23 protein-coding genes and 1 riboswitch are annotated in these 25177 nt (G+C 61.3%); of the genes, 17 read left to right on the forward strand and 6 right to left on the reverse strand.

Annotated elements, in window-relative coordinates; genetic code table 11:
- The first annotated feature begins 164 nt into the window (after window positions 1-164).
- The 13 genes from Q0Z71_RS14215 (at window position 165) to Q0Z71_RS14275 (ending at window position 14931) form a co-directional block, all read left to right on the forward strand.
- On the forward strand, window positions 165-776 hold the full coding sequence (locus Q0Z71_RS14215) for a hypothetical protein (RefSeq protein ID WP_298024192.1): 612 nt from the start codon (window positions 165-167) through the stop codon (window positions 774-776).
- A 174-nt stretch (window positions 777-950) separates the two neighbouring features.
- Window positions 951-2111, forward strand: a complete 1161-nt coding sequence (locus Q0Z71_RS14220) for a cation diffusion facilitator family transporter (RefSeq protein ID WP_298024194.1) — start codon at window positions 951-953, stop codon at window positions 2109-2111.
- Between the two features lie 71 nt (window positions 2112-2182).
- Window positions 2183-2551 (forward strand): hypothetical protein, encoded by a 369-nt coding sequence (locus Q0Z71_RS14225; protein WP_298024196.1) that lies wholly within the window; start codon window positions 2183-2185, stop codon window positions 2549-2551.
- Window positions 2552-2722: 171 nt separating this feature from the next.
- The gene (gene spoVAD / locus Q0Z71_RS14230) at window positions 2723-3733 is read left to right on the forward strand and encodes a stage V sporulation protein AD (RefSeq protein ID WP_298024198.1); all 1011 of its coding nucleotides are present in this window, start codon (window positions 2723-2725) and stop codon (window positions 3731-3733) included.
- A gap of 270 nt (window positions 3734-4003) precedes the next feature.
- Window positions 4004-5335: a type I glutamate--ammonia ligase gene (glnA, locus tag Q0Z71_RS14235; RefSeq protein WP_298024200.1), complete on the forward strand. Its 1332-nt coding sequence runs from the start codon at window positions 4004-4006 to the stop codon at window positions 5333-5335.
- 47 nt (window positions 5336-5382) lie between these two features.
- Window positions 5383-5922 (forward strand): ANTAR domain-containing response regulator, encoded by a 540-nt coding sequence (locus Q0Z71_RS14240; protein ID WP_298024202.1) that lies wholly within the window; start codon window positions 5383-5385, stop codon window positions 5920-5922.
- A gap of 236 nt (window positions 5923-6158) precedes the next feature.
- Window positions 6159-10691: a glutamate synthase large subunit gene (gene gltB / locus Q0Z71_RS14245; protein ID WP_298024204.1), complete on the forward strand. Its 4533-nt coding sequence runs from the start codon at window positions 6159-6161 to the stop codon at window positions 10689-10691.
- Between the two features lie 16 nt (window positions 10692-10707).
- Entirely contained in the window at window positions 10708-12108 is a 1401-nt protein-coding gene (locus tag Q0Z71_RS14250; RefSeq protein ID WP_298024207.1) for a glutamate synthase subunit beta, read from the forward strand.
- Complete coding sequence (locus Q0Z71_RS14255) at window positions 12108-12293, forward strand: P-II family nitrogen regulator (protein WP_298024278.1); 186 nt, start codon at window positions 12108-12110, stop codon at window positions 12291-12293. The genes Q0Z71_RS14250 and Q0Z71_RS14255 overlap by 1 nt, the downstream gene beginning before the upstream one ends.
- A gap of 130 nt (window positions 12294-12423) precedes the next feature.
- Window positions 12424-12780, forward strand: a complete 357-nt coding sequence (gene spoVAE / locus Q0Z71_RS14260) for a stage V sporulation protein AE (protein ID WP_298024209.1) — start codon at window positions 12424-12426, stop codon at window positions 12778-12780.
- 245 nt (window positions 12781-13025) lie between these two features.
- The gene (locus Q0Z71_RS14265; protein ID WP_298024211.1) at window positions 13026-14273 is read left to right on the forward strand and encodes a polysaccharide deacetylase family protein; all 1248 of its coding nucleotides are present in this window, start codon (window positions 13026-13028) and stop codon (window positions 14271-14273) included.
- Between the two features lie 24 nt (window positions 14274-14297).
- Window positions 14298-14702: a cytidine deaminase gene (gene cdd, locus Q0Z71_RS14270; protein WP_298024213.1), complete on the forward strand. Its 405-nt coding sequence runs from the start codon at window positions 14298-14300 to the stop codon at window positions 14700-14702.
- Window positions 14689-14931, forward strand: a complete 243-nt coding sequence (locus tag Q0Z71_RS14275) for a hypothetical protein (protein ID WP_298024215.1) — start codon at window positions 14689-14691, stop codon at window positions 14929-14931. Before cdd ends, Q0Z71_RS14275 begins: the two co-directional genes overlap by 14 nt.
- 121 nt (window positions 14932-15052) lie before the next feature.
- Here Q0Z71_RS14275 and Q0Z71_RS14280 read toward each other — a convergent pair whose 3' ends face one another.
- Window positions 15053-16456, reverse strand: coding sequence for a GNAT family N-acetyltransferase (locus Q0Z71_RS14280; RefSeq protein ID WP_298024217.1), 1404 nt, complete (start codon window positions 16454-16456; stop codon window positions 15053-15055).
- A 469-nt stretch (window positions 16457-16925) separates the two neighbouring features.
- Window positions 16926-17088: riboswitch (M-box (ykoK) riboswitch) on the forward strand.
- Window positions 17089-17189: 101 nt separating this feature from the next.
- On the opposite strand from Q0Z71_RS14280, the gene mgtE reads away from it, so the two are divergent.
- On the forward strand, window positions 17190-18572 hold the full coding sequence (mgtE, locus tag Q0Z71_RS14285) for a magnesium transporter (RefSeq protein ID WP_298024219.1): 1383 nt from the start codon (window positions 17190-17192) through the stop codon (window positions 18570-18572).
- A gap of 199 nt (window positions 18573-18771) precedes the next feature.
- Here the strand turns inward: mgtE and Q0Z71_RS14290 are convergent, their stop codons facing one another.
- On the reverse strand, window positions 18772-18951 hold the full coding sequence (locus tag Q0Z71_RS14290) for a hypothetical protein (RefSeq protein WP_298024221.1): 180 nt from the start codon (window positions 18949-18951) through the stop codon (window positions 18772-18774).
- Window positions 18952-19313: 362 nt separating this feature from the next.
- Here Q0Z71_RS14290 and Q0Z71_RS14295 point away from each other — a divergent pair, with 362 nt between their 5' ends.
- The 3 genes from Q0Z71_RS14295 (at window position 19314) to Q0Z71_RS14305 (ending at window position 20301) form a co-directional block, all read left to right on the forward strand.
- Window positions 19314-19505: a DUF1540 domain-containing protein gene (locus Q0Z71_RS14295; RefSeq protein ID WP_298024223.1), complete on the forward strand. Its 192-nt coding sequence runs from the start codon at window positions 19314-19316 to the stop codon at window positions 19503-19505.
- Window positions 19506-19582: 77 nt separating this feature from the next.
- Window positions 19583-19936 (forward strand): TSUP family transporter, encoded by a 354-nt coding sequence (locus Q0Z71_RS14300; protein ID WP_298024226.1) that lies wholly within the window; start codon window positions 19583-19585, stop codon window positions 19934-19936.
- Window positions 19933-20301, forward strand: a complete 369-nt coding sequence (locus Q0Z71_RS14305; protein ID WP_298024228.1) for a sulfite exporter TauE/SafE family protein — start codon at window positions 19933-19935, stop codon at window positions 20299-20301. The genes Q0Z71_RS14300 and Q0Z71_RS14305 overlap by 4 nt, the downstream gene beginning before the upstream one ends.
- Before the next feature lie 87 nt (window positions 20302-20388).
- Here Q0Z71_RS14305 and Q0Z71_RS14310 read toward each other — a convergent pair whose 3' ends face one another.
- From Q0Z71_RS14310 to Q0Z71_RS14325, 4 genes are all read right to left on the reverse strand, one after another.
- On the reverse strand, window positions 20389-21690 hold the full coding sequence (locus Q0Z71_RS14310; protein ID WP_298024230.1) for a S1C family serine protease: 1302 nt from the start codon (window positions 21688-21690) through the stop codon (window positions 20389-20391).
- A gap of 6 nt (window positions 21691-21696) precedes the next feature.
- Window positions 21697-23151: a HAMP domain-containing sensor histidine kinase gene (locus Q0Z71_RS14315; RefSeq protein ID WP_298024232.1), complete on the reverse strand. Its 1455-nt coding sequence runs from the start codon at window positions 23149-23151 to the stop codon at window positions 21697-21699.
- Window positions 23148-23855 (reverse strand): response regulator transcription factor, encoded by a 708-nt coding sequence (locus Q0Z71_RS14320; protein WP_298024234.1) that lies wholly within the window; start codon window positions 23853-23855, stop codon window positions 23148-23150. The genes Q0Z71_RS14315 and Q0Z71_RS14320 overlap by 4 nt, the downstream gene beginning before the upstream one ends.
- Before the next feature lie 97 nt (window positions 23856-23952).
- Entirely contained in the window at window positions 23953-25074 is a 1122-nt protein-coding gene (locus tag Q0Z71_RS14325; RefSeq protein WP_298024236.1) for a polysaccharide deacetylase family protein, read from the reverse strand.
- Window positions 25075-25177: the final 103 nt, after the last annotated feature.

Below are 25177 nucleotides of genomic sequence, written 5' to 3' on the forward strand. Positions count from 1 at the left end.
ATCGCTCCAAACATCCAGGGATTGCTGTGCCATTTTCTCTCTTTGACTTCCTTTAACTGCGTGTTTGGACACTCCCCCCGGCAAAGTCCCTCTGTACAAGTAAATTTTTCCATGTTATAATAAATATTCCGAATTTCCCATTGACAACTGAGAGGTGTTCCGATATGAGCGAAGAGATGCGGACCTTTGGCTATCTCTGCCCCAAGTGCGGCAAAATGGTGATGGGCGCCCGTTCCATTTTCGCGCTGGAGGCCGCCGACGCGGAGATCGAATGCGGCTGTGGTGAAAGCGTCCTGCGGACGGAGTTCGACGGCCAGAAATACAAGGTATATGTCCCCTGCGGCATCTGCGGGGAGACCCACGTGGCGGTCTGCCAGCCGGACCGCATCCTGCGGGGCGCCACCGCTCTGGGCTGCGCCCGGACCAAGCAGTTCTGCTGCTTCATCGGTCCGGAGGGCACGGTGGAGAAGAATCTTCGGGAGCTGTCTATTCTGGCGGAAAAGGAAAAGCAGCAAAAGGACGCCGAGGAGGAGGCCTTTGCGGACAATGTCATCATGTACGAGGTCCTCTCCGAGCTGAGGGATATCGCCGCCCGGAAGGACGGCATCACCTGCGCCTGCGGCAGCAGGGGCTATGGCATGGAGATCCGCCGGTCCGCCGTGGATCTGGTCTGCCGGACCTGCGGCGCCAAGCTGCGGATCCCCGCCGCCACGGACCGGGACCTGGACGACCTGTGCTGCCATATGAAGCTGGTCATCCCCGGCAGGCAGGGATGATCCCGGACCATCCGCGCGTTCTCCATACAAAGCCATGACGGCTATGCTGTCACGGCTTTTTCTAACAGCATCCCCGCCTGCTCCCCCGCATACAATGCACCTGCGCCCCTTCCATACGGAGCGGCATCTCATGCCGGGCAGCGCCATCCCGCCCGGCGGAAAGGACCTGACCTTATGATCTCCCTGCTTGCGCGTATCTTTCTCAAGCCCGGCCGCCCGGAGGCGGAACTCCGCAAAGCCTACGGCATCCTCTGCGGCGCTGTGGGCATCGGCTTCAATATTCTGCTGTTCCTGGGCAAATTTTTCGCCGGCACCATCTCCGGCTCCATTGCCATCACCGCCGACGCCTTCAACAACCTGTCCGACGCAGGCAGCTCCTTTGTCACCCTGCTGGGCTTCCAGCTGGCGGGCCAAAAGCCAGATGCGGGCCACCCCTTCGGCCACGGGCGGATCGAGTATCTGTCCGGCCTGGCGGTCTCCATGCTGATCCTGCTGATGGGATTTGAACTGATGCAGTCCTCCGTGGACAAGATCCTCCACCCCGTTCCGGTGGACTCCAGCGGACTGGTCCTTGTGATCCTGTGCGTCTCGATTCTGGTGAAGCTGTACATGGCCTTTTACAACCGGCGGCTGGGCAAACAGCTGAACAGCACCGCCATGCAGGCCACCGCCATGGACTCCCTCAGCGACAGCGTCGCCACCACCGCGGTGCTGGCAGCCACGCTGGTCAGCCGCTTCACCGGCCTGATGATCGACGGCTGGTGCGGCCTTCTGGTGGCCCTGTTCATCCTCTGGTCCGGCTTCCACGCCGCCAAGGACACCATCGATCCCCTCCTCGGCACGCCGCCCACCCACGAATTCGTGGAGCAGATCCGGGACCTGGTGATGGCCCATCCCGCCATCATCGGCATCCATGACCTGATCGTCCACGACTACGGCCCCGGCCGGATAATGATCTCCCTCCACGCGGAGGTCTCCGCCTCGGAGAACGTGCTGGCCCTCCACGACGAGATCGACAATGTGGAAAACGAGCTGCGGGCCAAGCTGGGCTGCGAGGCCGTCATCCACATGGACCCCATCGTCACCGACGACGGAATCACCGAGGAGACCCGCCAGCGGGTGGCGTCCCTGGTCCACTGCATCGACGATACCATCAACATCCACGACTTCCGCATGGTGGCGGGGCCCACTCATACCAACGTCATCTTTGACGCGGTGGTCCCCTTCCAATTCCGCCTCACCGACGCGGAGGTGGAGGAGAAGATCCGGACTGCCGTCCGGGCCTTGGACGGGAACTACTTCGCCGTGGTCCACGTGGAGCGGGCCTATACATGAGAGCGCGGACGGGCTTGACCCGTCCGTTTTTCCCTGTTACAATGACTTTATTCTGAAAAAGGGGGCATTTTATGGGACTTCCCTGGTTTTTGAAACCCGACCTGCTTCTGCACGCGGAGATGCTGGACGCCCAGGAGTCGCTGGCCCGGTCCGCCAGCAGCTCCCATGCCGCCGACCGGAAGCAGGACCGGGAGATCGAAGCGCTGAACAAGCGGGTCTCCGAATTGGAAAACCAGCTTCTGGCGCTGGAAACGCTCCTGTCGGAAAAGGGACTCCTGCCGCCTCCGCCGCAGGAGGAAGCGGGTCCCACGCCGCCTCCCGCGGAGGGTCCCGCCGTCTTTCCCGCCCGCACGGAGCAGACCATCGCCTGCCCCCGCTGCGGCAGGTGCCAGCGGGGCAACCGGGACTTCTGCTATGCCTGTGAGACGCCCTTTCGATAGGAAAATGAATAGCACGCGGCACGGGAGACGGGCCTCACGGCCCCGTCTCCCGTATCATTTTTTTGCGCGGCGCGCCGCTCTTTTGGATGTTCCCGAAAGGACCCGCCATTTCTCATAATTATTCCGTTTGTGGACAACCTATGGAAAATCCATCAAAACGAGGTGGCATCCATGAACGAAAAACGGCGGCGGACCATCGCCCTGGCCCATCCTCCCTCTGTGCTCTCCTTTGCCAACATCGGCGGCAAATTTGAGGGAGAGGGGCCTCTGGCGGCGTATTTTGACGAGCTGGGCCAGGACTCCTTCTTCGGGGAAAAGACCTGGGAAAAGGCGGAGTCCGCCATGCAGAAAAAAGTCCTCCAGCGGGCGCTGGACCAGGCGAAGCTCGCCCCCGGCGACCTGGACTATATCTTTGCCGGGGACCTGCTGAACCAGTGCATCGGCTCCTCCTTCGGCCTCCGGGATTTCAACATCCCCTTTTACGGCCTGTACGGCGCCTGCTCCACCATGGGGGAGTCCCTGTCACTGGCGGCGCTCATCGTGGCCGGCGGCTATGCCCGCAGGGCCGCTGCCATCACCAGTTCCCACTTCTGCACCGCCGAGCGGCAGTACCGGATGCCAGTGCCCTACGGCAACCAGCGGACTCCCACCGCCCAGTGGACCGCCACCGCCTCCGGCTGCACCATTCTGTCCGATGACGGCCCAGGCCCCTATATCACCCACGTCACCTGCGGCAAGATCGTGGACAAGGGCATCAGCGATGTGAACAACATGGGCGCGGCCATGGCCCCCGCCGCCTACGACACCCTGTCCACCTTCTTCCGGGATACCAAGACCAAGCCGGACGACTACGACCTGGTCATCACCGGCGACCTGGGCGAGCTGGGCCACGCCGTTGTCCGGGACTTCTTCTCCCGGGACGGCATCGAGCTGGGGGAGAACTTCCAGGACTGCGGCCTGCTGCTCTACGACCGGAAAAAGCAGGACATGCACGCCGGTGCCTCCGGCTGCGGCTGCTCCGCCTCCGTGCTGAACGGATACCTGCTGACGGAGATGCGCCGGGGCAAGTGGAAGCGCATCCTCTTCGCCCCCACCGGGGCGCTGCTGTCCCCCACCTCCAGCTTCCAGGGGGAGTCCATCCCCGGCATCTGCCATGCGGTCTGTATCTCTGCCGAGAAATAATGTTTTCCGCACAAACACAAATATCTGTCGTATGGAAATTGCACAAAGGTTTTTTCACGGGAACTTCCCGATTTAGAAGAGTTCCTGAAATCCCGGAGAACTCTGCCCTGCCGCCGTCAAAAGCGTTGACAGGGCGGGGTTTCCCCCCGTATAATTCAAAAAAGAGAGAGCAAGGGCGCCCCCTCTTGGGCCGCCCCTGCTCATTTTTTGTATATATGCGTTCTTTCACGTTAAAGTGGTAAATTACGTCATTCCGAAAGGAGCACGACCATGAGTTTTTATACCAAGGAAGATATCATCCGGCGGGTGGCGGAGGAGGACATCCAGTTCATCCGCATGCAGTTCACCGACATCTTCGGCCAGCTGAAAAACGTGGCCATCACCGCCTCCCAGATCGAGCGGGCCCTCAACAACGAGATCATGATGGACGGCAGCTCCATCGAGGGCTTTGTCCGCATTGAGGAGTCCGACCAGTACCTCTGGCCGGACCTGGATACCTTCACGGTCCTGCCCTGGCGGCCCCAGTACGGCAAGGTGGCCCGGCTGATCTGTGATGTCCACAATCCCGACGGCACCCCCTTTGTGGGCGACCCCCGCAATGTTTTGAAGCGGGTCCTCTCCCGGGCGGAGCGCTTGGGATACACCTTCAACACCGGCCCGGAGCTGGAATTCTTCCTGTTCCAGACCGATGACGATGGAAACCCCACCACCAAGACCTCTGATGAGGCAGGCTATTTTGACCTGGGGCCCCTGGACCACGGCGAGAGCACCCGCCGGGAGATCTGCCTCGCCCTGGAGGAAATGGGGTTTGAGATCGAGGCCAGCCACCACGAGGTGGCGGCTGGCCAGCACGAGATCGACTTTAAGTACACCGACGCCCTCCATGCCGCCGACAGCATCATGACCTTCAAGCTGGCGGTCAAGACGCTGGCCCAGAAAAACGGCCTCCACGCCACGTTTATGCCAAAGCCGGTCTACGGCGCCGCCGGCAGCGGGATGCATGTCAATATGTCCCTGTTCAAAAACGGACAGAACGTCTTTTTTGACACGCACACACCCAACCAGCTCTCTCCCCTGGCAAACCAGTTCATCGCAGGATTGCTGTCCCACGTCCAGGGCTTCTGTGCCCTGACGAATCCCCTGGTGAACTCCTATAAGCGGTTCGTCCCCGGCTATGAGGCCCCCTGTTATCTGGCCTGGTCCTCCTCCAACCGCTCAGCGCTGATCCGCATCCCCGCTCCCCGGGGACAGGGCACCCGGGTGGAGCTGCGGAGCCCGGACCCCTCCTGCAACCCCTATCTGGTGTTCGCGGCCTGCCTGGCCGCGGGACTGGACGGCATCGAGCATGGCATGACGCCCCCCGCCGAGATCACGGAGAACATCTATGCCATGACGCCGGAGGCCCGGGCCGCCCACGGCATTGAGAGCCTGCCCGGCACGCTGGAGGCCGCCATCCGCGCCCTGACGGCGGACTCTGTGATCCTGGACGCAATGGGGCCCCATGTCTCCGGACAGTATGTGGCCGGAAAGCTGCGGGAGTGGGAGGAGTACCGCACCCAGGTCTCCCAGTGGGAGCTGGACCGGTATCTGGTGACGTACTGACCCGCTGACGGGCCGCGGAAGAGCGCTTGACGAAGGGAGGGGAGCATATGGACCGGATGGTGGTCGCCTTTGCCAATGAAGAGGCACAGCGCCGCATCCTGCGGCTGGTGGAGGCCCACGGCTATTCGCCCGCCGCCTGCTGTACCGCCGGCGCGGAGGTCATCCGCACGGTCCGCAAGCTGGGCAGCGCCATTGTCGTCTGCGGCTTTAAGCTGCGGGACATGACCGCCGGGGACCTGGCCGCCGACCTCCATGGGACCGCTGTTTTGCTGGTGGTCTCCTCCGCCGCCAATCTGGATTTCTGCGAGGGAGAAAATCTCCACAAGCTGGCGACGCCCATATCCCGTTCCGACTTCTTCGCCACCCTGGACCTGCTGCGGCAGTTTGAGGAAAAGCACCTGCACCATCCGCCCCCAAAGCGGCGGGAGGCGGAGCAGGCACTGATCCGGCGGGCAAAGGAGCTGCTCATGGACGTCAACCGCATGACGGAATCCGAGGCCCACCGCTTCCTCCAAAAACGGAGCATGGACGCGGGGCTGAAAATGGCGGAAACCGCGCAGATCGTCATCGATTCCTATACCCGGTGAATCCCTATATCGGTAATTGACCGTTATCGTCCATTCACTTGAAAAATCGCATGGGATTTTTCAAGCGGGCGATGCCCGCTGTACGTAAAGCGTACAGTGATTGACGATGAAATGCAAATCAAGGCCGCGGTCCGCGGCCTGTCACAGCGCACATGCGCTGTGACACTTGAAAAGTGAATTGATCACTTTTCAAGTGATTTGATGATATCAATTCCAAACGAATTGGAGTGACATACATGTTGGAATGTGATCAGAAAATGAATCCCCTGTACGATCCACGCTTTGAGCACGACGCCTGCGGCATCGGCGCCGTGGTGAGCCTGAAGGGCATCAAGACCTACCAGACGGTGGACGACGCCCTGAAGATCGTGGAAAAGCTGGAGCACCGTGCGGGCAAGGACGCCTCCGGCGAGACCGGCGACGGCGTGGGCCTGATGCTGCAGATCCCCCACAAGCTGATGGTGAAGGCCGCCGCTGCCGAGGGCATCGCCCTGGGCTGTGAACGGGACTACGGCGTGGGCATGTTCTTCTTCCCCAACGACGGGCTGAAGCGCGCCCAGGCCAAAAAGATGATGGAGATCATCGTGGCCAAGGAGGGCATGGAGTTTCTGGGCTGGCGGGACGTTCCCACCCACCCGGACGTGCTGGGTGAGAAGGCCCGCTCCTGCATGCCCGCCATCTGCCAGTGCTTCGTGAAGCGCCCGGCGGACTGCGCCCAGGGCCTGGATTTTGACCGGAAGCTGTATGTGGCCCGCCGGGTGTTTGAGCAGTCCAATGTCAACACCTACATCCCCTCCTTCTCCAGCCGGACCATCGTCTACAAGGGCATGTTCCTGGTGGGGCAGCTGCGAAAATTTTACGCCGACCTGACGGACCCGGACTGCCAGAGCGCTATTGCCCTGGTCCACTCCCGGTTCTCCACCAACACCAACCCCAGCTGGGAGCGGGCCCACCCCAATCGCTACATCATGCACAACGGCGAGATCAACACCATCCGGGGCAATGTGGACCGGATGCTGGCCCGGGAGGAGACCATGTCCTCCGCCGTCATGGAGGAGGATATGGACAAGATCCTGCCCGTGGTGGACCAGAGCGGCTCCGACAGCTCCATGCTGGACAACACCCTGGAATTTCTGATGATGAACGGCATTGAGCTGCCTCAGGCGGTGATGATGACCATCCCGGAGCCCTGGGCCAACGACAAGAAGATGGACCGGGAGAAGCGGGATTTCTATCACTACTACGCCACCATGATGGAGCCCTGGGACGGCCCCGCCGCCATCATCTTCTCCGACGGCGACACCATGGGCGCCGTGCTGGACCGCAACGGCCTGCGTCCCTGCCGCTGGTATCTGACCAATGACGGCTATCTGATTTTGTCCTCCGAGGTGGGCGTGCTGGAGATCCCGCCGGAGCGCATCGTGAAAAAATCCCGGCTCCAGCCTGGCAAGATGCTGTTGGCGGACCTGCGGGAGGGTCGTCTGGTGGACGACGAGGAGATCAAGCGCCGCTATGCCCGCCGGCAGCCCTACGGCGAGTGGCTGGACGCACACCTGGTCTATCTGAAGGACCTCCCCATCCCTAATATGCGGGTGGAGACCCACTCCCAGGAGGTCCGGGACCGGCTGTACAAAGCCTTTGGCTACACCTATGAGGAGGTCAAGGACTCCATCCTGCCCATGGCCCGGGACGGCGCGGAACCCACCAGCGCCATGGGCGTGGACACCCCCCTGGCGGTGCTGAGCGAGCATCACCAGCCCCTGTTCAACTACTTCAAGCAGCTCTTCGCCCAGGTGACCAACCCGCCCATGGACGCTATCCGAGAGGAGATCGTCACCGATACCACGGTGTACGTGGGTTCCGGCGGCAATCTGCTGCAGGAAAAGGCGGAGAACTGCACGGTCCTCCAGATCCACAATCCCATTCTGACCTCCGTGGACCTGATGAAGCTGCGGCACATGAAGCGGCCTGGCTTCCATGTGGAGACTATCTCCCTGCTGTACTACAAGTCCATGCCCCTGGAGCACGCCCTGGACCGTCTGTTCGTCAACTGCGACCGGGCCTACCGCAATGGCGCCAATATCCTGATCCTGTCCGACCGGGGGGTGGATGAGAACCATGTGGCCATTCCCTCCCTGCTGGCGGTCTCCGCCCTGGAGCAGTACCTGGTCCGCACCAAGAAGCGCACCGCCGTCTCCATGATCCTGGAGAGCGCGGAGCCTCGGGACATCCACCACTTCGCCACCCTCCTGGGCTACGGCGCCCAGGCCATCAACCCCTATCTCGCCCAGGAGTGCGTGGAGGAGCTGGTGACGCTGGGCCTGCTGGACAAGGATCCCGGCGCCGCCGTCAACGACTACAACAGCGCCATCCTCCACGGCATCGTGAAGATCGCCTCCAAGATGGGCATCTCCACCATCCAGTCCTACCAGTCCGCCCAGATCTTCGAGTGTGTGGGCATCAACAGGGACGTGATCGACAAGTATTTCACCAACACCATCAGCCGTGTGGGCGGCGTGGGGCTGGAGGAGATCGGCGAGGGCGTGGAGTGGAACCACAACCAGGCCTTCGATCCCCTGGGGCTGGGTTTTGACGCCACGCTGGACTCCACCGGCAATCACAAACTGCGCTCCGGCCCGGACAAAGAGGACCACATGTACAATCCCCGGACCATCCTGCTGCTGCAAAAGGCCACCCGGGAGGGGGATTACGAGACCTTCAAGGCGTATTCCGCCCTGGTGGACTTCGCCGACAAGCCCCACACCCTGCGGGGCCTGCTGGACTTCCAGTTCGACGAGAACGGCGGCATCCCCATCGACGAGGTGGAGAGCGTCAGCTCCATCGTCAAGCGGTTCAAGACCGGCGCCATGAGCTACGGCTCCATCTCCCAGGAGGCCCACGAGTGCATGGCCATCGCCATGAACCGCATCGGCGGCAAGTCCAACTCCGGCGAGGGCGGCGAGGCCGCGGAGCGCCTCCACGACGAGCGCTGCTCCGCCATCAAGCAGATCGCCTCCGGCCGCTTCGGCGTCACCAGCGAATACCTGCGCAGCGCCCAGGAGATCCAGATCAAAATGGCCCAGGGCGCCAAGCCCGGCGAGGGCGGGCACCTGCCCGGCAAAAAGGTCTATCCCTGGATCGCCAAGACCCGGTACTCCACCCCCGGCGTCAGCCTGATCTCCCCGCCGCCCCACCACGATATCTACTCCATCGAGGACCTGGCCCAGCTGATCTACGATATGAAGAACGCCAACCGGGACGCCCGCATCAGCGTGAAGCTGGTCTCCGAGGCGGGCGTTGGAACCATCGCCGCCGGTGTCGCCAAGGCGGGCGCCCAGGTGGTGCTGATCTCCGGCCATGACGGCGGCACCGGCGCAGCCCCCCGGAACTCCATCATGGGCGCGGGCCTGCCCTGGGAGCTGGGCGTGGCGGAGGCCCACCAGACCCTCATTCAAAACGGCCTGCGAACCCAGGTCATCATCGAGGCCGACGGCAAGCTGATGACCGGCCGGGACGTGGCCATCGCCTGTATGCTGGGCGCCGAGGAATTCGGCTTTGCCACCGCGCCCCTGGTGGCCATGGGCTGCTGCATGATGCGGGTGTGCAACCTGGACACCTGCCCCGCAGGCATCGCCACCCAGAACCCCCAGCTGCGCAAGCGGTTTTCCGGCAAGCCGGAATATGTCATCCATTTCATGGAATTCGTGGCCCAGGAGCTGCGGGAGTATATGGCCCGCCTGGGTATCCGCACCGTGGATGAGCTGGTGGGCCGCAGCGACCTGCTGCGGGTCCGGGAAAAGCTGGTCACCCACCGGGCGGAGACCCTGGACCTCAGCGGCCTGCTCCGCAATCCCTACGGCAGCCATGTCCCCCATTTCGACCCCAGGGACGTCTATGACTTCCACCTGGAAAAGACCGTGGACCTGGGCGTGCTGGTGGAAAAGCTGGGCAAGAGCCTGAAAACCAGAAAGACCGGCAAACTGGATCTGCAGGTCACCTCCACGGACCGCTCCTTCGGCACCCTGTTCGGCTCCGAGATCACCCGTGTCTGCGGCAGCTCCCTGCCGGACGACAGCTATGTCATCACCTGCCACGGCGGCGGCGGACAGTCCTTCGGTGCGTTCATCCCCAAGGGCCTGACGCTGACCCTGGAGGGCGACTGCAACGACGGCCTGGGCAAGGGCCTCTCCGGCGGCAAGCTCATCGTCTATCCCCCCAAGGGCAGCACCTTTGACCCCGGCGAGAACATTATCGTGGGCAATGTGGCCCTGTACGGCGCCACCAGCGGCCGCGCCTTTATCAATGGCTGCGCCGGCGAGCGGTTCTGCGTCCGGAACTCCGGCGCGGTGGCCGTTGTGGAGGGCGTGGGTGACCACGGCTGTGAGTACATGACCGGCGGCCGGGTGGTCATTCTGGGCCCCACGGGCAAAAACTTCGCGGCCGGCATGTCCGGCGGCATCGCCTATGTGCTGGATGAACACCACGACCTCTATATGCGTTTGAACAAGGAACAGGTCCTGACGGATGCGCTGACGGAGTCCCACGACATCCAAGAGCTGCGCTCCCTGATCGAGGAGCATGTCGCCGCCACCGGCTCCCCCCGGGGCAGGCAGATCCTGGCGGCCTTCCACTCCTATGTCCCCTGCTTCAAGAAGGTCATGCCCAAGGACTATGACCGGATGCTGCGGTCCATCGCCCAGTATGAGGAGAAGGGCATGAGCCGGGAGCAGGCGGAGATCGAGGCGTTCTATGCCAACACCAAGGGCTGAGAGGAGGGTATCTATCATGGGAAAAACAACTGGTTTTTTAGAATATGTCCGCAAGGACGACCCCACCCGGCCGCCGCTGGAGCGTGTCCGCGATTGGGACGAATTCCATCTCCCGCTCCCCGACGCGGCGCGGGAGCAGCAGGGCGGCCGCTGCATGAACTGCGGCGTGCCCTTCTGCCAGACCGGCATGCTCTATGAGGGCAGGACCTTCGGCTGTCCGCTCCACAACCTGATCCCCGAGTGGAACGACATGATCTTCTCCGGCAACCTCTCCCACGCCCTCAGCCGTCTGCTGAAGTCCAACAACTTCCCGGAGTTCACCGGCCGGGTGTGTCCCGCCCCCTGCGAGCGCGCCTGCATCTGCGGCATCTACGGCAGCTCCGTCACCATCCGGGACAACGAGCTGTGCGTCATTGAGGACGCCTTTGCCTCCGGCACCGTAAAGCGCCGCCGCCCGCCCCAGTGGTCCGGGAAAAAGGTGGCCGTGGTCGGCTCCGGTCCGGCGGGCCTGGCCGCGGCGGACCAGCTGAACCACCGGGGCCACTCCGTCACCGTCATCGAGCGGGAGGAGCAGCCCGGCGGCCTGCTGACCTATGGCATCCCCAACATGAAGCTGTCCAAATCCATTGTCAAGCGCCGCATCGACCTGATGACCGACGAGGGCGTCAGCTTCGTCACCGGCGTGGACGCCGCTGTGCCAAAGACCGCCCAGCGGCTGCTGGCGGAATACGATGCTGTCATCCTGTGCTGCGGCGCGGAAACCCCCCGCGCCCTGGGACTGGACACCAAGGGGGTCTCCGGCGTCTGCTATGGCACGGAGTATCTCAAAGCCGCTGTGGAGCGCCACATCTTTGGCAAGTCCCCCGTCCTCCCCACCGCCCAGGGCCGGGATGTGGTCATCATCGGCACCGGCGACACTGCCAGCGACTGCGTGGCCACCGCCCTGCGGCAGGGCGCCGCCTCTGTCACGCAGCTGGTGCGCCGCCCCCAGGCTGATTATCTGGATCCAAACGGCCAGCTCCCCCTGGACTATGCCCATGAGGAGGCCGTGGCTGTCACAGGAAAGGACCCCCGCCGCTTCGGCGTCCAGGTCCAGTCCCTGGTGACGGCTGAGGACGGCTCCCTCACCGGCGTCGTCACCACCGGCGGCGATACCCTCCCCTGCGGACTGCTGATCGCCGCCACCGGCTTTGCCGGGTGTGCTTCCAACGTGTGCAAGGCCTTCGGCGTGGAGATGGACAAAACCGTCCGCACCCGGGAGGGCAGCTATGCCACCAGCGTGGAAAAGGTCTTTGCCGCCGGAGACATGCGCCGGGGCCAGTCCCTGGTGGTGTGGGCCATTGCCGAGGGCCGTGCCGCCGCCGCGGAGGTGGACGAATACCTGATCGGCTACACCAATCTGGTGCGTCCGGTGTGATGGTCTCCCCCAGTCTCATCGTTGTCAATACCAACATGGCCGCCAGCTGCGTCACCATGATCTGCACCTGGCTCCGCTGCAAAAAGCCCGACGCCGGCAAGATCTTCACCTGCAACGTGAAGAATGTCATCCAGGTCCGCACCGGCGAGCAGGGCTATGACGCCCTGCTGGACGATGTGAAATAAATCGCTTTTCAACAGTCCCTCTTTCGGAAGAGGCGGGACCGCATCGCAGCCCCGCCTTTTTCCACGGTCCGCATAATTTCCCCTTCCTTGGGAAAAACTGACCGCAGAAAACATCCGGGAGGGATCATCTATGGAATATCTCAAGGCGTTCCTCTGCGGCGGCATTCTCTGCGCCATCGGTCAGATCCTCATTGACAAGACGCAGCTGACCCCCGCCCGCATTTTAACAGGATATGTGGTGGCCGGCGTGCTCCTCAGCGCTCTGGGCCTGTATCAGCCCATCGCGGACTGGGGCGGTGCAGGCGCCACCGTGCCTCTGACGGGCTTCGGCCACTCGCTGGCAAAGGGCGTGGAAAAGGCCATCGGGGAGCAGGGCTGGCTGGGCGTTCTGACCGGCGGCCTTTCGGCCACTGCCGGAGGCATCACTGCCGCGGTGGTGTTCGGTGTCCTCATGGCCCTGCTCTTCAAACCGGGCGATAAGCGGTGATCACAAAACGTGGACGGGACCCGTCCACGTTTTGTCTCTATTTTGTCATTATTTTGTTGTTCCTTCCTGTCGAAGAACCTGTTATACTGGTTTTATAATCAAACAACTTGAAACGTGGATTTGCATTTCATAGGCAATCCCTGTGCGCTTTCCGCACAGCGGGCATCGCCCGCTTGAAAAATCCCGTGTGTTTTTTTCAAGTTCATGGACGATCTCAGAAATTTGACAGAAAGGACCCCTGGATCATGCAACGTTTTGTCAGTATGCTTTTGCTGCCGCTTCTGCTGTTCTCCCTCACCGCCTGCGGCGGCTCCGCCCCCGCTCCGGGGAGCGACGGCCCCTCCCAGCCGGAGGCGGAGGCCCCTGAGACGGCGGAGACCCCCGAAGCACCGGAGGAGCCTGCGCCTTACACCATCCTGGACCCCACCGTCATGCCCGAGGGCGGCATCCGGGACGGCGTGACCTACGCGGCCTACGACGGCATCGTGGAGCATCTGTTCTTCCATCCCGTCATCGCCTATCCGGAGCTGGCCTTCGACGGCGACAAGCAGGCCAACGGCCTGGACGACTTCATGGTGACGGTGGACGAATACAACAAGATCCTGCAAAGCGTCTATGACAAGGGCTACGTGCTGGTGGACATCGCCGACGTGTGGAGCGAGACCACCGGAGAGGACGGCCAGCCCAAAATGGTCCGCAACACCCTGTACCTCCCGGAGGGCAAAAAGCCCCTGATCCTCTCCTACGATGACACCAACTACTACCCCTATATGCTTGAAAACGGCCTCACCTATAAGCTCATCATCGGGGACGACGGCAAGATCGCCTCCTGGGGCAGAAATCCCCAGGGCGGCGAGGTAATTAGCCGGGACCTGGACGCCATCCCCATCCTGGACAAATTCGTGGAGGCGCACCCGGACTTCTCCCCATTCGGCGCCAAGGGCTGCCTGAGCCTGACAGGCTATGAGGGCATCCTGGGCTACCGCACCCAGACCGACACCCAAAGCTGGACCGAGGCCCAGGAGGCCAACCGCCAGAAGGAGCGGGAGGCGGTGAAGCCCATCATCGCCGAGCTCAAGCGCACCGGCTGGACCTTCGGCAGCCACACCTGGGGCCATCTCCGGCTGGACAGCAAGTCCCTGGAGAGCATCCAGGCCGACACCCAGCGCTGGGCCGACGAGGTGGAGAGTCTGGTGGGGCCCACCACGATCCTGTTCTATCCCCACGGCGCCCGGCCCGACGGAAATGACTGGAAAAACACCGGGCCGGTGTTCCAGTACCTGCAAAGCCAGGGCTTCCGGGTGTTCTGCTCCGTGGGCGTCGAGAGCTTCAGCTATATCAAAAAAGATATCTGCGCCGTCATCTGTGACCGCCTCCATCCCGACGGCACCACCCTCCGCCACTCCCGGGAGCGGTACTTGCAATTTTACGACGCAAAGGATATTATGGATGTGGATGTCCGCCCCCAGCGGGAGATCAGCTGGGCATCCTGAGTCAATAACAGGGAGGTTTTCTTTATGACCCGTGAAGAATTGAAGGCCGCGGCCGTCGCTATGCTGGACCGCTCCTATTGCCCCTATTCCCACTTTGCGGTGGGCGCCGCCCTGGAGTGCAGCGACGGCACCGTGTTCACCGGCTGCAATATCGAGAACGCCGCCTACTCCCCCACCATGTGCGCCGAGCGCACGGCGGTGGCCAAGGCCGTCAGCGAGGGGCACCGGGATTTTGTCCGCATCGCCGTGGCGGGCCGATGTGAGGAGTTCTGTGTCCCCTGCGCCGTGTGCCGCCAGGTCCTGCGGGAGTTCGCTCCGGAGATCGAGGTCATCTGCCTGAACGGGAAGGGCGAGGAACTGGCCATGCCCCTCAGCGCCCTGCTCCCATACAGCTTTGGCCCGGAGTATCTGATCCGTGAAGCTGAGTAAGGAGGAGGTTGCGGCCCGGCTGTCCGGCGCGCCGGGGGATGACGTCTGTGTCCTGCGCATCGAGGATGGGGATTTTGGGTGCGAGGAGCCCAAGGACCCGCCTCTGCTGTGGCTGCTGGTCCAGACCGCCGACGGAAAGCAGTTTTCCCGGGAGGTCCCGGAACCCCGTGTGGAAGCCCTGGGCCTGACGGAGGGCGGCACCTGCCGTCTGGCGGACCTCCATGCCTGAGGAATGACCCATCCATTCAAAAAGACGCACTGACAAGTCAGTGCGTCTTTTACGTTGGATCTGGATACCCCTGGTGCGTTTTTCCGCCGGATAAGGCGTTCCGCATCTGCCAATGCATCCTTTATACCAGCTTTTCAAAATAGAAAAATGTCTCGTCCTCGCCGTTTTTCCGCATACAGGAGGACAGCATCTTATAGGACGCCTGGTTCTCCTTAAAGCACTTGGCCACCACCCGCGTCAGATGGACCTTATACAGCGCCCAATCCGCCACGGCGGCAAAAGCCTCTGTGCCGTAGCCGTTCCCGGCATAGGCCCCATCGATGCGGCAGCCCAGCTCCGCGCCGCCCCGGCAGTCGAACCGGTACAGCACCGCCTCGCCGATCAGCTTTCCGTCCAGACGGACGGCAAAGTTCACCGCCTGCCGGGCCTCAAAATCCCGGCGGGCCACGTCAAAGAAGCTCCGCTCCTCCACGGGTCCGCCCAGGCCGCCCACGTCGTCATAACCCCACCAGCGGTTCCGCTCGCCGTCCAGCACCAGGGCATTGTACGCGGGAATATCCGCCTCTTTCAGCGCGGACAGCGTCAGCCGCTCCGTTTTCAATTCCGGGATGGCGTCCACATGGCGCGTCAGCTCGTTCTGCGGCTCAAAGCGGTATTTGGGCGCCAGCTTCGCAGGACCGTACTGCAATTTGGAGGTCCGCAGGCCCCGGTCCGCCGCGTCGTCCTCCCGGTTGATCCACTGGCAGCCGCCGCCAAAGGCCCCGGCAAAGGTCTGGACCAGGGTGGGATATACGCCGGTATAGGAATACAGCGCCTTCTCGATGTGGATGATCAGGGTGTCTCCGCACTTTTCCGCCAGGGACAGGGCGATGAGCTTGTCCCCGTCAAACATGCCTCCCGCAAGGAACCAGGGCTTGTTCACCAGCCGCAGCATCTTTTTGGCAAGCTCCAGCTCGTCCCGGGCCTTGGCGTTGTTCCCCTTGGGGAATTCCGCCTCGTAGTCCTGCCAGAACCGGTCGATGACCGCTCCATCCGCCGCCGTCAGCCGCTGGAACTCCGCGTCCGGCCACTGGGTATGGAACTTTTTGATATGGTTCCGCTGTCCGGAATACCGCCGCCCCGCAAAGAGCTGCAGGTCCTCCCGGTAATACACATAATCCCGCCAGGTCCGGATGTCGCTGACCAGGACATAGGGATAGCGGGCCAGCAGCCGGGCCGCCTTGCACTCCGGCACCACGGAGATGACCGGGGTGATCCCCTTTTCCATACAATAGGCCTCTATGGCTTCCAGCGCGGCGTCCTCGTCCCCCTCCGGCCCCGGCACGGGATAGTCAAAGACGACCTGGCCCTCAATAGTATTTCGGACCACCAGACACCCCGCGATCTCCGCCCAGGCGGGATGCAGGGTCTGGCGCCACATCAGTTTGGTGCCAACAGAGTATTCGCAAAGCCCGTACCGGCAGTTCTGGTAATATTTCCGCAGCTTTCCGCTGTCTCTCTGCGCCACTGGATTAAATCGATACATGTTATCATTCCTCTGATCTCCTGCAAAACCCCCCATCCCTTTCGGACAGCTCTGGTTCTGCCGTTTTTTATCATTCCTGGATAGTATACGCCTAATTTCTCATAAAACACAGTCGTTTTCGCAACAATGTGTTCATTGTATACCAAACCCATAACAAAATGCAAGGAGATTTCATCTCTTTTAGGACGTATGCCATAGCCATATCTCCGGCACCTGCATGAATGGTAGGATTCCAATACATGCTGGACAGATGAATAAAAGGGATGAAGGAAAGCGCCTCATCGGTTACAGTTGCGTTATCACACAGCAGCTTCCCTATGAGGCCTCTTCGTTGGCTTTTCCCCCCTTGATTTCGCTGTCCAACATGTTTGACAAACTTGCATTTTCCCTTTCCAAAATTCCGTTCAGCTTTCTGCCGTCCCGGGTTGACAGTAGTGAATTTTTAGCATAATATAGCAGTATAAAATCAGATAATGTCCGGTAGGTAAGGCTACCACAGGGATATGGATCGCTGCCGCGGAGTGATGGAGACATCATGAGAGGGTTTGAGCAGGCGATATCGAACACGAAGGTATCATCTAATGCGATTTCACCGCCTTGTGAGGCTAAAGCTTGAACGGTTGGGGGAGAATCACCATTGAGCCGATTCTCCCGAGCATTTCTCCACTTGTGCCGGACGGAACGAGTGGGGACTTTTATTTACACCAGCACACAGGGAAGGAGGTCGCGTGCTGTGTTTGAATTTGAAAACGAACGGGCGGAATTATTGGAGAAGATCGAGGATCTGCTCTCCCGAAAACGCTACGCCGAGCTGCGGGGCCTTCTGATCCCGCTGGAGGCGGCGGATATCGCCGTCCTCTGCGCAGGACTGGATGAGCGTGTCCCCCTGGTGTTCCGCCTGCTGCCCAAGGAGCAGGCCGCCGAGGTATTCGTGGAGCTGGACTCCGACGAGCAGGAGCTTTTGATCCGAAGCTTTTCCAACACGGAGCTGAAAGAGGTGCTGGACGAGCTGTATCTGGACGATACCGTGGATATCGTGGAGGAGATGCCCGCCAACGTGGTCAAGCGCATCCTGAAGCACTCCGACCCGGAGATCCGCAAGAGCATCAATGAGATCCTGAAATACCCGGAGGACTCCGCCGGAAGCATCATGACCACGGAGTTCGTGGACCTGAAGGCCACCATGACGGTGGAGGACGCCTTCAAGCGCATCCGCCGCACCGGACCCGATAAGGAGACCATCAACGTCTGCTATGTCATCGACGCCAACCGGCACCTCATCGGCGTGCTGTCCATCCGGACGCTGCTGCTGGCGGAGGAGGACGATGTCATCGGCGACATCATGGAGCAGAATTTCATCTCCGTCCACACGCTGGACGACCAGGAGACCACCGCCAACGCCCTGAGCAAATACGACTTCCTGGCCCTGCCGGTGGTGGACACGGAAAACCGCCTGGTGGGCATCGTCACCGTTGACGACGCCATGGACGTTTTGCAGGAAGAGGCCACCGAGGACTTCGAGAAGATGGCCGCTATCCTGCCCTCCGACAAGCCGTATCTGAAAACCAGCGTCTTTGAGACCTGGAAGGCCCGCACCCCCTGGCTGCTTCTGCTGATGCTCTCCGCCACATTCACGGGCATCATCATGACGCATTTTGAAAACGCCCTCATGTCCTGCGCCATCCTGACCTCCTTTATCCCCATGCTCTCCGGCACCGGCGGCAACAGCGGCACCCAGGCCTCCACCGCCATCATCCGTGCCCTGTCCCTGGGCGAGGTCCATTTTTCGGACACCCTGCGGGTGCTCTGGAAGGAGCTGCGGGTCTCTTTGATGTGCGGCGTCTGTCTGGCGGCCGCCAATTTTGTGAAGATGATGCTGGTGGACCGCTGGCTGCTGCACAACCCCAGCGTGACGCCCATGGTGGCGCTGGTGGTCTGCTCCACCCTGGTGGGCACGGTGCTGTGCGCCAAGCTGGTGGGCTGTTCCCTGCCCATCCTGGCGGAAAAGCTGGGCTTTGACCCGGCTGTGATGGCCTCGCCCTTCATCTCCACCATCGTGGACGCCCTGTCCCTGCTGATCTACTTCCGGTTCGCCATCTCGATTTTGGGAATTTGATATTGTCCATTAACTTAAAAAATCGCATGCGATTTTTTTAGCGAGCGATGCCCGCTGTGCGTAAAGCGCACAGTAATTGACTATGAAATGAAAATCAAGGCCGCGGACCGCGGCCTGTCACAGCGCACATGCGCTGTGACACTTGAAAAGTGAATTGATCACTTTTCAAGTTATTTGATTATAAAAACAGACGAGGAGCTTAGGGCTCCCCGTCTATTTTTATCTCCCCATGTTGCTGCTCATAAGCCGCAATATATTGCTCCAGGGCAACTTCCATTTCCTTTGTAGCCGACCGATGGTGTTTTTTCCCAAGCCACTTCATTTTCGCAATGGTCTCTTCCGCAGCGCGCAGAGGAAATGGGGTATAATAATTTCCCATGGCAATACCTCTATCATTTTGATGTCATTATTATATCAATCCTCCATCATTTTTTGCGAATTCATATTAACATCATTTTGATATCATATATAATCAGTATCATGAAATATTCTATGTTTAGAGATGATTCCATCTGCAAAAACTGCATATACTTCACCCGCTTCTACATAAAAGCGGACTCGGAGTTTTTCCCAACACCTGAAGGCCGCTGCCAACACGCAATATATGGGCGGCGTACCATCATTTCACCCGCCTGCCCGCGGTTTGTCCGTATCCAAAATCAATATGCATAATCAGGGGCCTCCTGTGCACACTAGCTACCGGCGGAAAGCCAAATTCTTTCACGCAGGAGGATCATTCTGATGAACAAGGATTGCACCAACAGCGGCTGCGAATGCACCCCCAACCAGAGCATCAAGTGCACCGTGAATAACTGCGCCCATCACTGCCAGGACACCCAGTACTGCGGCCTGACCGAGATCCAGGTGGGCACCCATGAGACCAACCCCACCATGGTGGAGTGCACCGACTGCCAGAGCTTCAAGCTGAAATAACACCGCGCCGGGAGCTTTGGGGAAGAGCCCGCTCCTCCCCAAGGCTCCCCTCTACATATTGGATGGGAGGCGGTGCGATGAAGTCCAACTGGCCGGCGCGGATCGCCGGCGGCGCGTCCGGGCTGGCAAACGGGCTGTTTGGCGGCGGGGGCGGCATGGTGTTCCTGCCCATCCTCTCCCGGTGGGGACGCCTCTCCCCGCGAAAGCTGTACGCCACCTGCGTGGGCGTCATCTTCCCGGTGTGCCTGGTGTCCGCCGCCGTGTACGTGTGGCGGGGCGGGGTCTCCCTCATGACCGCCCTGCCCTATCTGATGGGCGGCCTCATCGGCGGGTTTCTGGGCGGCAGGCTGTACGGCAAGGTCTCCACCAAATTTTTGAAGTGGCTGTTTGCCGCCTTTCTCTTTTACGCGGGGGTGAAATATCTGCTGTGACGGATTGGCTTCTTCCCTTTCTCTGCGGCCTGGGGGCCAGCGTCATCTCCGCCTGGGGCGTGGGCGGCGGGACGCTGCTCCTGCTGGTGATGACGCTGTTTCTCGGTGTGGACCAGCGGACCGCCCAGGGCATCAACCTGCTGTTCTTTCTCCCCACCGCCGTCTCCGCCCTAATCTGCCACGCCAAAAACGGCTACTTGGACAAGCCCACCCTGAAAAACGCCGTGCCCACGGCGGTCCTCGCCGCCCTCATCGGCGCATGGATCGCCACCGCCGTGGATGTGGAGATCCTGCGCAAGCCCTTTGGCGTCTATCTGCTGCTGTCCGGCGTCAGCCTGGTCTGGCCGCAGAAAAAGCAGGCGTGAGGCTCTGCCCTCCGCGCCTGATCTGTCTCCAGGCATAAAAAGAGACCGTCTCCTAGGAGACGGTCTCTTCTGCTATACAGGATATGCTTATTCACTCTGGCCGCTGGTCATATCCAATTTCAGGACCACTTCCAGAATCTCGCCGTCCCGCCAGAGGGTCAGGGGCATCTCATCCCCCACATGGTACTGCCGCCGGATACGCAGCAGGTCCCGGCTGCCATACAGCGCCTCGCCGTTGGCGGCGGTCACATAGTCGCCCACCTGGATGCCCGCCTTTTCCGCCGGAGAGCCGGCGGTCACCTCGACGACCTCCAGTCCCCACAGGTCCTCCTCCAGCTGTTCGCCGATCTGTGCGACCGACACGCCCAGCACCACCTCCGGCTGGACCTCGCCGTATGCCAGCAGGTCGTTCACCATCCGTCCCATATAGGCGGAGGGGATGGCAAAGCCCAGGCCCTCCACGCTGGAGTAGGCGGAGCTCATCTTGATCACATTGATGCCCACCACCTGGCCGTATTCATTGATCAGCGGGCCGCCGGAGTTGCCGGAGTTCAGGGCCGCGTTGGTCTGGATCAGGGTCATGGTGCGGCCGTCCACCCACACGTCCCGGTTGATGGCGGAGACGATGCCGTCCGTCAGTGTCCCCCGCAGCTCCACGCCCAGGGGATTGCCGATGGCGTACACCTTGTCGCCCACCGTCAGCAGGTCCGAGTCGCCGAACACCGCCGCGGGCAGGCCCTCCGCATCCATCTTCAGCACGGCCAGGTCGTTTTCCGCGTCACCGGCCACATACCGCGCCGTGTAGCTGCGGCCGCTGTCCAGGATGATCCGGCAGTCGCTTCCGCCCTCCATCACATGGTAGTTGGTGACGACATAGCCGTCCTCCGTGAAAATGACGCCGGTGCCGACGGAGGCGACGTCCTTCTCCGGGTCCAGCTGGACCAGGACCGTCACCACCGCCGGGTTGACCTGGCGGTAGACCTCCTGGGCCGTCAAGGCCTCTCCCTGCTCCCGCGTCACCGCCAGTTCCACGCCCTGTCCGGTGGGTGCTGTTGGAATGGTGATCTCCGTGGACACATTGCTTGGCTCGTATTCATCGTAATACCATTCAAAGGGATCGTGCTGCTCCTGGCTGTACAGGCTGTCCAGCACCCGCGCCCCAACGGCCAGGACCACTCCCGCCGCGATGCAGGCTATGAAGATCCACAGGCCCAGTCTCCTGTGCTTTTTGGGTTTGGCAGAAACCTTCTCCGCCGCTTCGGCAGCGGCAGTTTTCGGCAGAGGGCGGATATAGGTCTCCACCACCTCCCGGGGGTCCGGCTGCCGGTAGACTTCCACGACCTCGCCGGGGGTCCTCTCCTCCCGGCAGGTCTTGTTTCCCTCTTCCATGCTTCCTCATTCCGTGGTCAGGGAGAAGGTGAACGTCGTCACTCCATCCTCGCTGGTCACATTGATTTTTTCCTTGTGCTGTTCCAGGATCGTCTTGACGATATACAGGCCCAGTCCCACGCCGTCCTTGTCCTCGCTGCGGGACTTGTCGCTCTTATGGAACCGCTCGAACAGCAGCGGCAGTTCCTCCGCCGGGATGGTATCTCCCCAATTCCGTACTGTGACACGAGCCTTGCCGTCGATGACGGCGACGCCCAGATACAGCGTGGACCCCGGTCTGCCGAACTTGGCGGCGTTTTCCAGCAGGTTGTAGATGACCTGGGTGATCATGTCGTTGTCGCCCAGAACCAGGATCGGCTCCTCCGGGATATCCGCCTCCACGTCCAGATCCCGGTCCGTGATCTTCTTCTCCATGGAGATCAGCACCCGGCGCATGCTCTCGCAGAGGTCGAAGTGGCTGCCGTTCCGCAGGGGGTCCATGGCCTGGAGCTGGCTGACGTCCAGCATCCGCCGGACCAGGCGGCTCAGGCGGCGGCTCTCGTCGGAGATGATCTGCAGATACTGCCGCTCGCTCTCCGGCGGGATGGTCCCGTCCAGGATGCCGTCCGTGTAGCCCGCGATGGTGGTCATGGGCGTTTTCAGCTCGTGGGAGATGTTGGCGATGAACTCCCGCCGCTGGCGCTCCGTCTGCTGTAAGCTCTCCGCCATGTTGTTGAAGGAGGCCGCCAGCTCTCCGATCTCGTCGTCGCGGCCATAGTCGTTCATGCGGATGTCAAAGTCGCCCTCCGCGTACCGGCGGGTGGCCTGGGCCATCTCCCGGATGGGCTGGATCTGCCGCATGGTGGTCACGGAGGAGGCCATGAAGGAGATCATCAGCACCACAAAGGCCGTCATGAAGAACAGGCCGATGAAGCCGCTCCACATGGAGTCCAGAGACGCCATGGTGGACACGGCGAACACCTCGCCCACCTTCTCCTGGGTCTCCGGGTTGACGGCGGGCACCCCCACCACGAACCGCTTGCCCTCATACAAACCGTTCAGGCTGTCCCGCCGGGCGGCATAGCCCTTCTCCATGATCTCCCGGGTCATCTCCGCCGGCATGGTCACCACCATGCCGTCCAGCGCCTTGTCCGTGGACAGCAGCACGTGGCCCGCCGTGTCACAGATCATGAAGTGCGCGTCGGACACCATGGCGGCAAAGGAGGCCAGCTGCTGAAAATCCGGGTCGCTCTGCAGCTCCTCAATGGTCAGGTACCGCCCATTTTCCAAATAATTGACGGACAGCTGGCTCATGACCCGGGCCTTGGTCCCGATCTCCTCGCTCTTCTGCCCCCGGGCATAGTTATAGCTCAGGGAGAAGAAGGACGCGCCCAGCAAAAACAGCGTCAGTATCACCATGCCGGCGGTCACGGACAGCTGCCGCCAGTACAGTCCCTGAAAGTGGTTCCGGAATCGTTTCATTCTCCTGCCTTCTCCGCCTTGCCGCCGGTCAGTTCAAATTTATAGCCCACGCCCCAGACGGTCTTCAGCGCCCACTGGTCGGACACGTTCTCCACCTTTTCCCGCAGGCGCTTGATATGCACGTCCACCGTCCGGCTGTCGCCGAAGTAGTCGAAGCCCCACACCTCGTCCAGCAGCTGGTTCCGGGTGTAGACCCGGTTGGGCGTGGAGGCCAGGTGGTACAGCAGCTCCAATTCCTTGGGCGGCGTGTCGATCTTCCTGCCTTCCACCACCAGCTCATAGGAGTCCAGATTGATGACCAGCTTGTCGAAGGTCAGCCGCTTGCTGGTGTCGTTGGGGATCTCCGTCCGCCGCAGCACCGCGTTGATGCGGGCGATCAGCTCTTTCATCTCAAAGGGCTTGACGATGTAGTCGTCCGCACCCATCTCCAGGCCCTGGATGCGGTCAAAGACCTCGCTCTTGGCCGTCAGCATGATGATGGGGACCTTGCTGGTCTCCCGAATCTTGGCGCAGACGGCCCAGCCGTCCATCACAGGCAGCATGATATCCAGCAGGATCAGGTCCGGGGCCTCTTTCTGAAATTCCTCAATGGCTTTTCCGCCGTCCCCGGCGATGCGGACGTCAAATCCCTCTTTCACCAGATACATTTGAATGAGGTCAGAGATATTGCGGTCATCCTCTACCACCAGAATATTGCGGCCCATGGCGCTCCCTCCCAAGTTTTACAAATTTATATCCACATTATACCCCGTACCCGTTCGGGGTGTTGAATTTTCTGTAAATTGTCTGTCTCTCCTGCGCTCACGCGGTCTCCGTCACGGCCAGGCACCGCCTGTTGGCGTCCTGCACGGCGGACAAAAAGGCCCGCATGCCTGTTGTGCTGGCGGTATCCGCCAGCCAGACGGTCACATCTCCCCGTCTGGCGGAGATCTTCTGAAGCAGGGCGCTGGCATTGGACGCGCTGCGCAGGTCATAGCCCGACCGGTCCAGGTCCGCCTCCAGGCAGCGGAAGCCCGCGGCCTGGGCAGCCTGCACCGCCGCGTCATCCCCATTTTTCACCATGGCCAGCCGGGTCTTGCCGCAGGTGGCCAGCTCCAGGGCCTGGTTCCCCTCCCGCAGCTGCTCCTCGATGGACTGGTCTTCGTTTTCCCCGTCGACCAGAATGCCCACGGCCTGTCCGGTTGCGGCCATCCGCCGCAGCAGGGCGCCGTTGTTCTTCAAAAACTCCGGCGTGCAGAAAAACGCCGCCTGCATCTCGTACCGGTCCAGCGCATCCAGCATGGCGGACGCAGTCCCGTCCGCCTCCAAACACAGGTAGATGCGCTTTCCGCTGGCGGTGTTGGGGGTGCTGGGGGTGTTCGGCGTCTCGTTGTCCCGTCCCGCCTTTTCCTTCACATACTCATCGTACCGGCGCACCATGCTGTAGGTGGCCGCGTCGGCAAACTGCTTGTCCGGCAGGCCGAATCCCGGCAGCCGCAGCCACACCAAATAGCCGTGTTCGACCTCTATGACGGAGTACTCGAAGTTGAAATACTTCGCCACCAAATACGCAGGCACAAAGGGCACACCGTTCCGCAGAATGCCCCCCGGATAGCTGATGTTGCCCTCTCTGTCCAGGGTGTAGGTCTCCTTCAGGTCAAATATCAGCGAGTGATCGCCAACGCCGTTATACAGGATTGCCGTCCGGCTGGTGGGATTGTAGTTATAGGAGATGCCGAAATACCGCCGCCAGGTCCCCGTAAAGATCGAGGCGGGGATGTACAGGTAACCGCCGGACCAGAAGGGCATGGTCTGGTCGGACAGCGGATGGACCTCATTGCTCGTCGCCAGAAAGTAGACTGTCTCAGCGGCGCCGGCCGGCGGGACCGCCAGCTGAAGCACCAGCAGGATGCTGAAGATCATCGCCGCGATTCTCCGTTTCATATGCGGTCCCTCCTTTTCTCGATCTTCTATGGAATGCATTATTTTATCACAGATCCCGGGTTTTTGTAAAGCGTCAGCCAGGCAGGTCCCTGTTAAAGATTCC

The sequence above is a fragment of the uncultured Dysosmobacter sp. genome, assembly GCF_947631635.1.
Lineage (GTDB): Bacteria > Bacillota > Clostridia > Oscillospirales > Oscillospiraceae > Oscillibacter.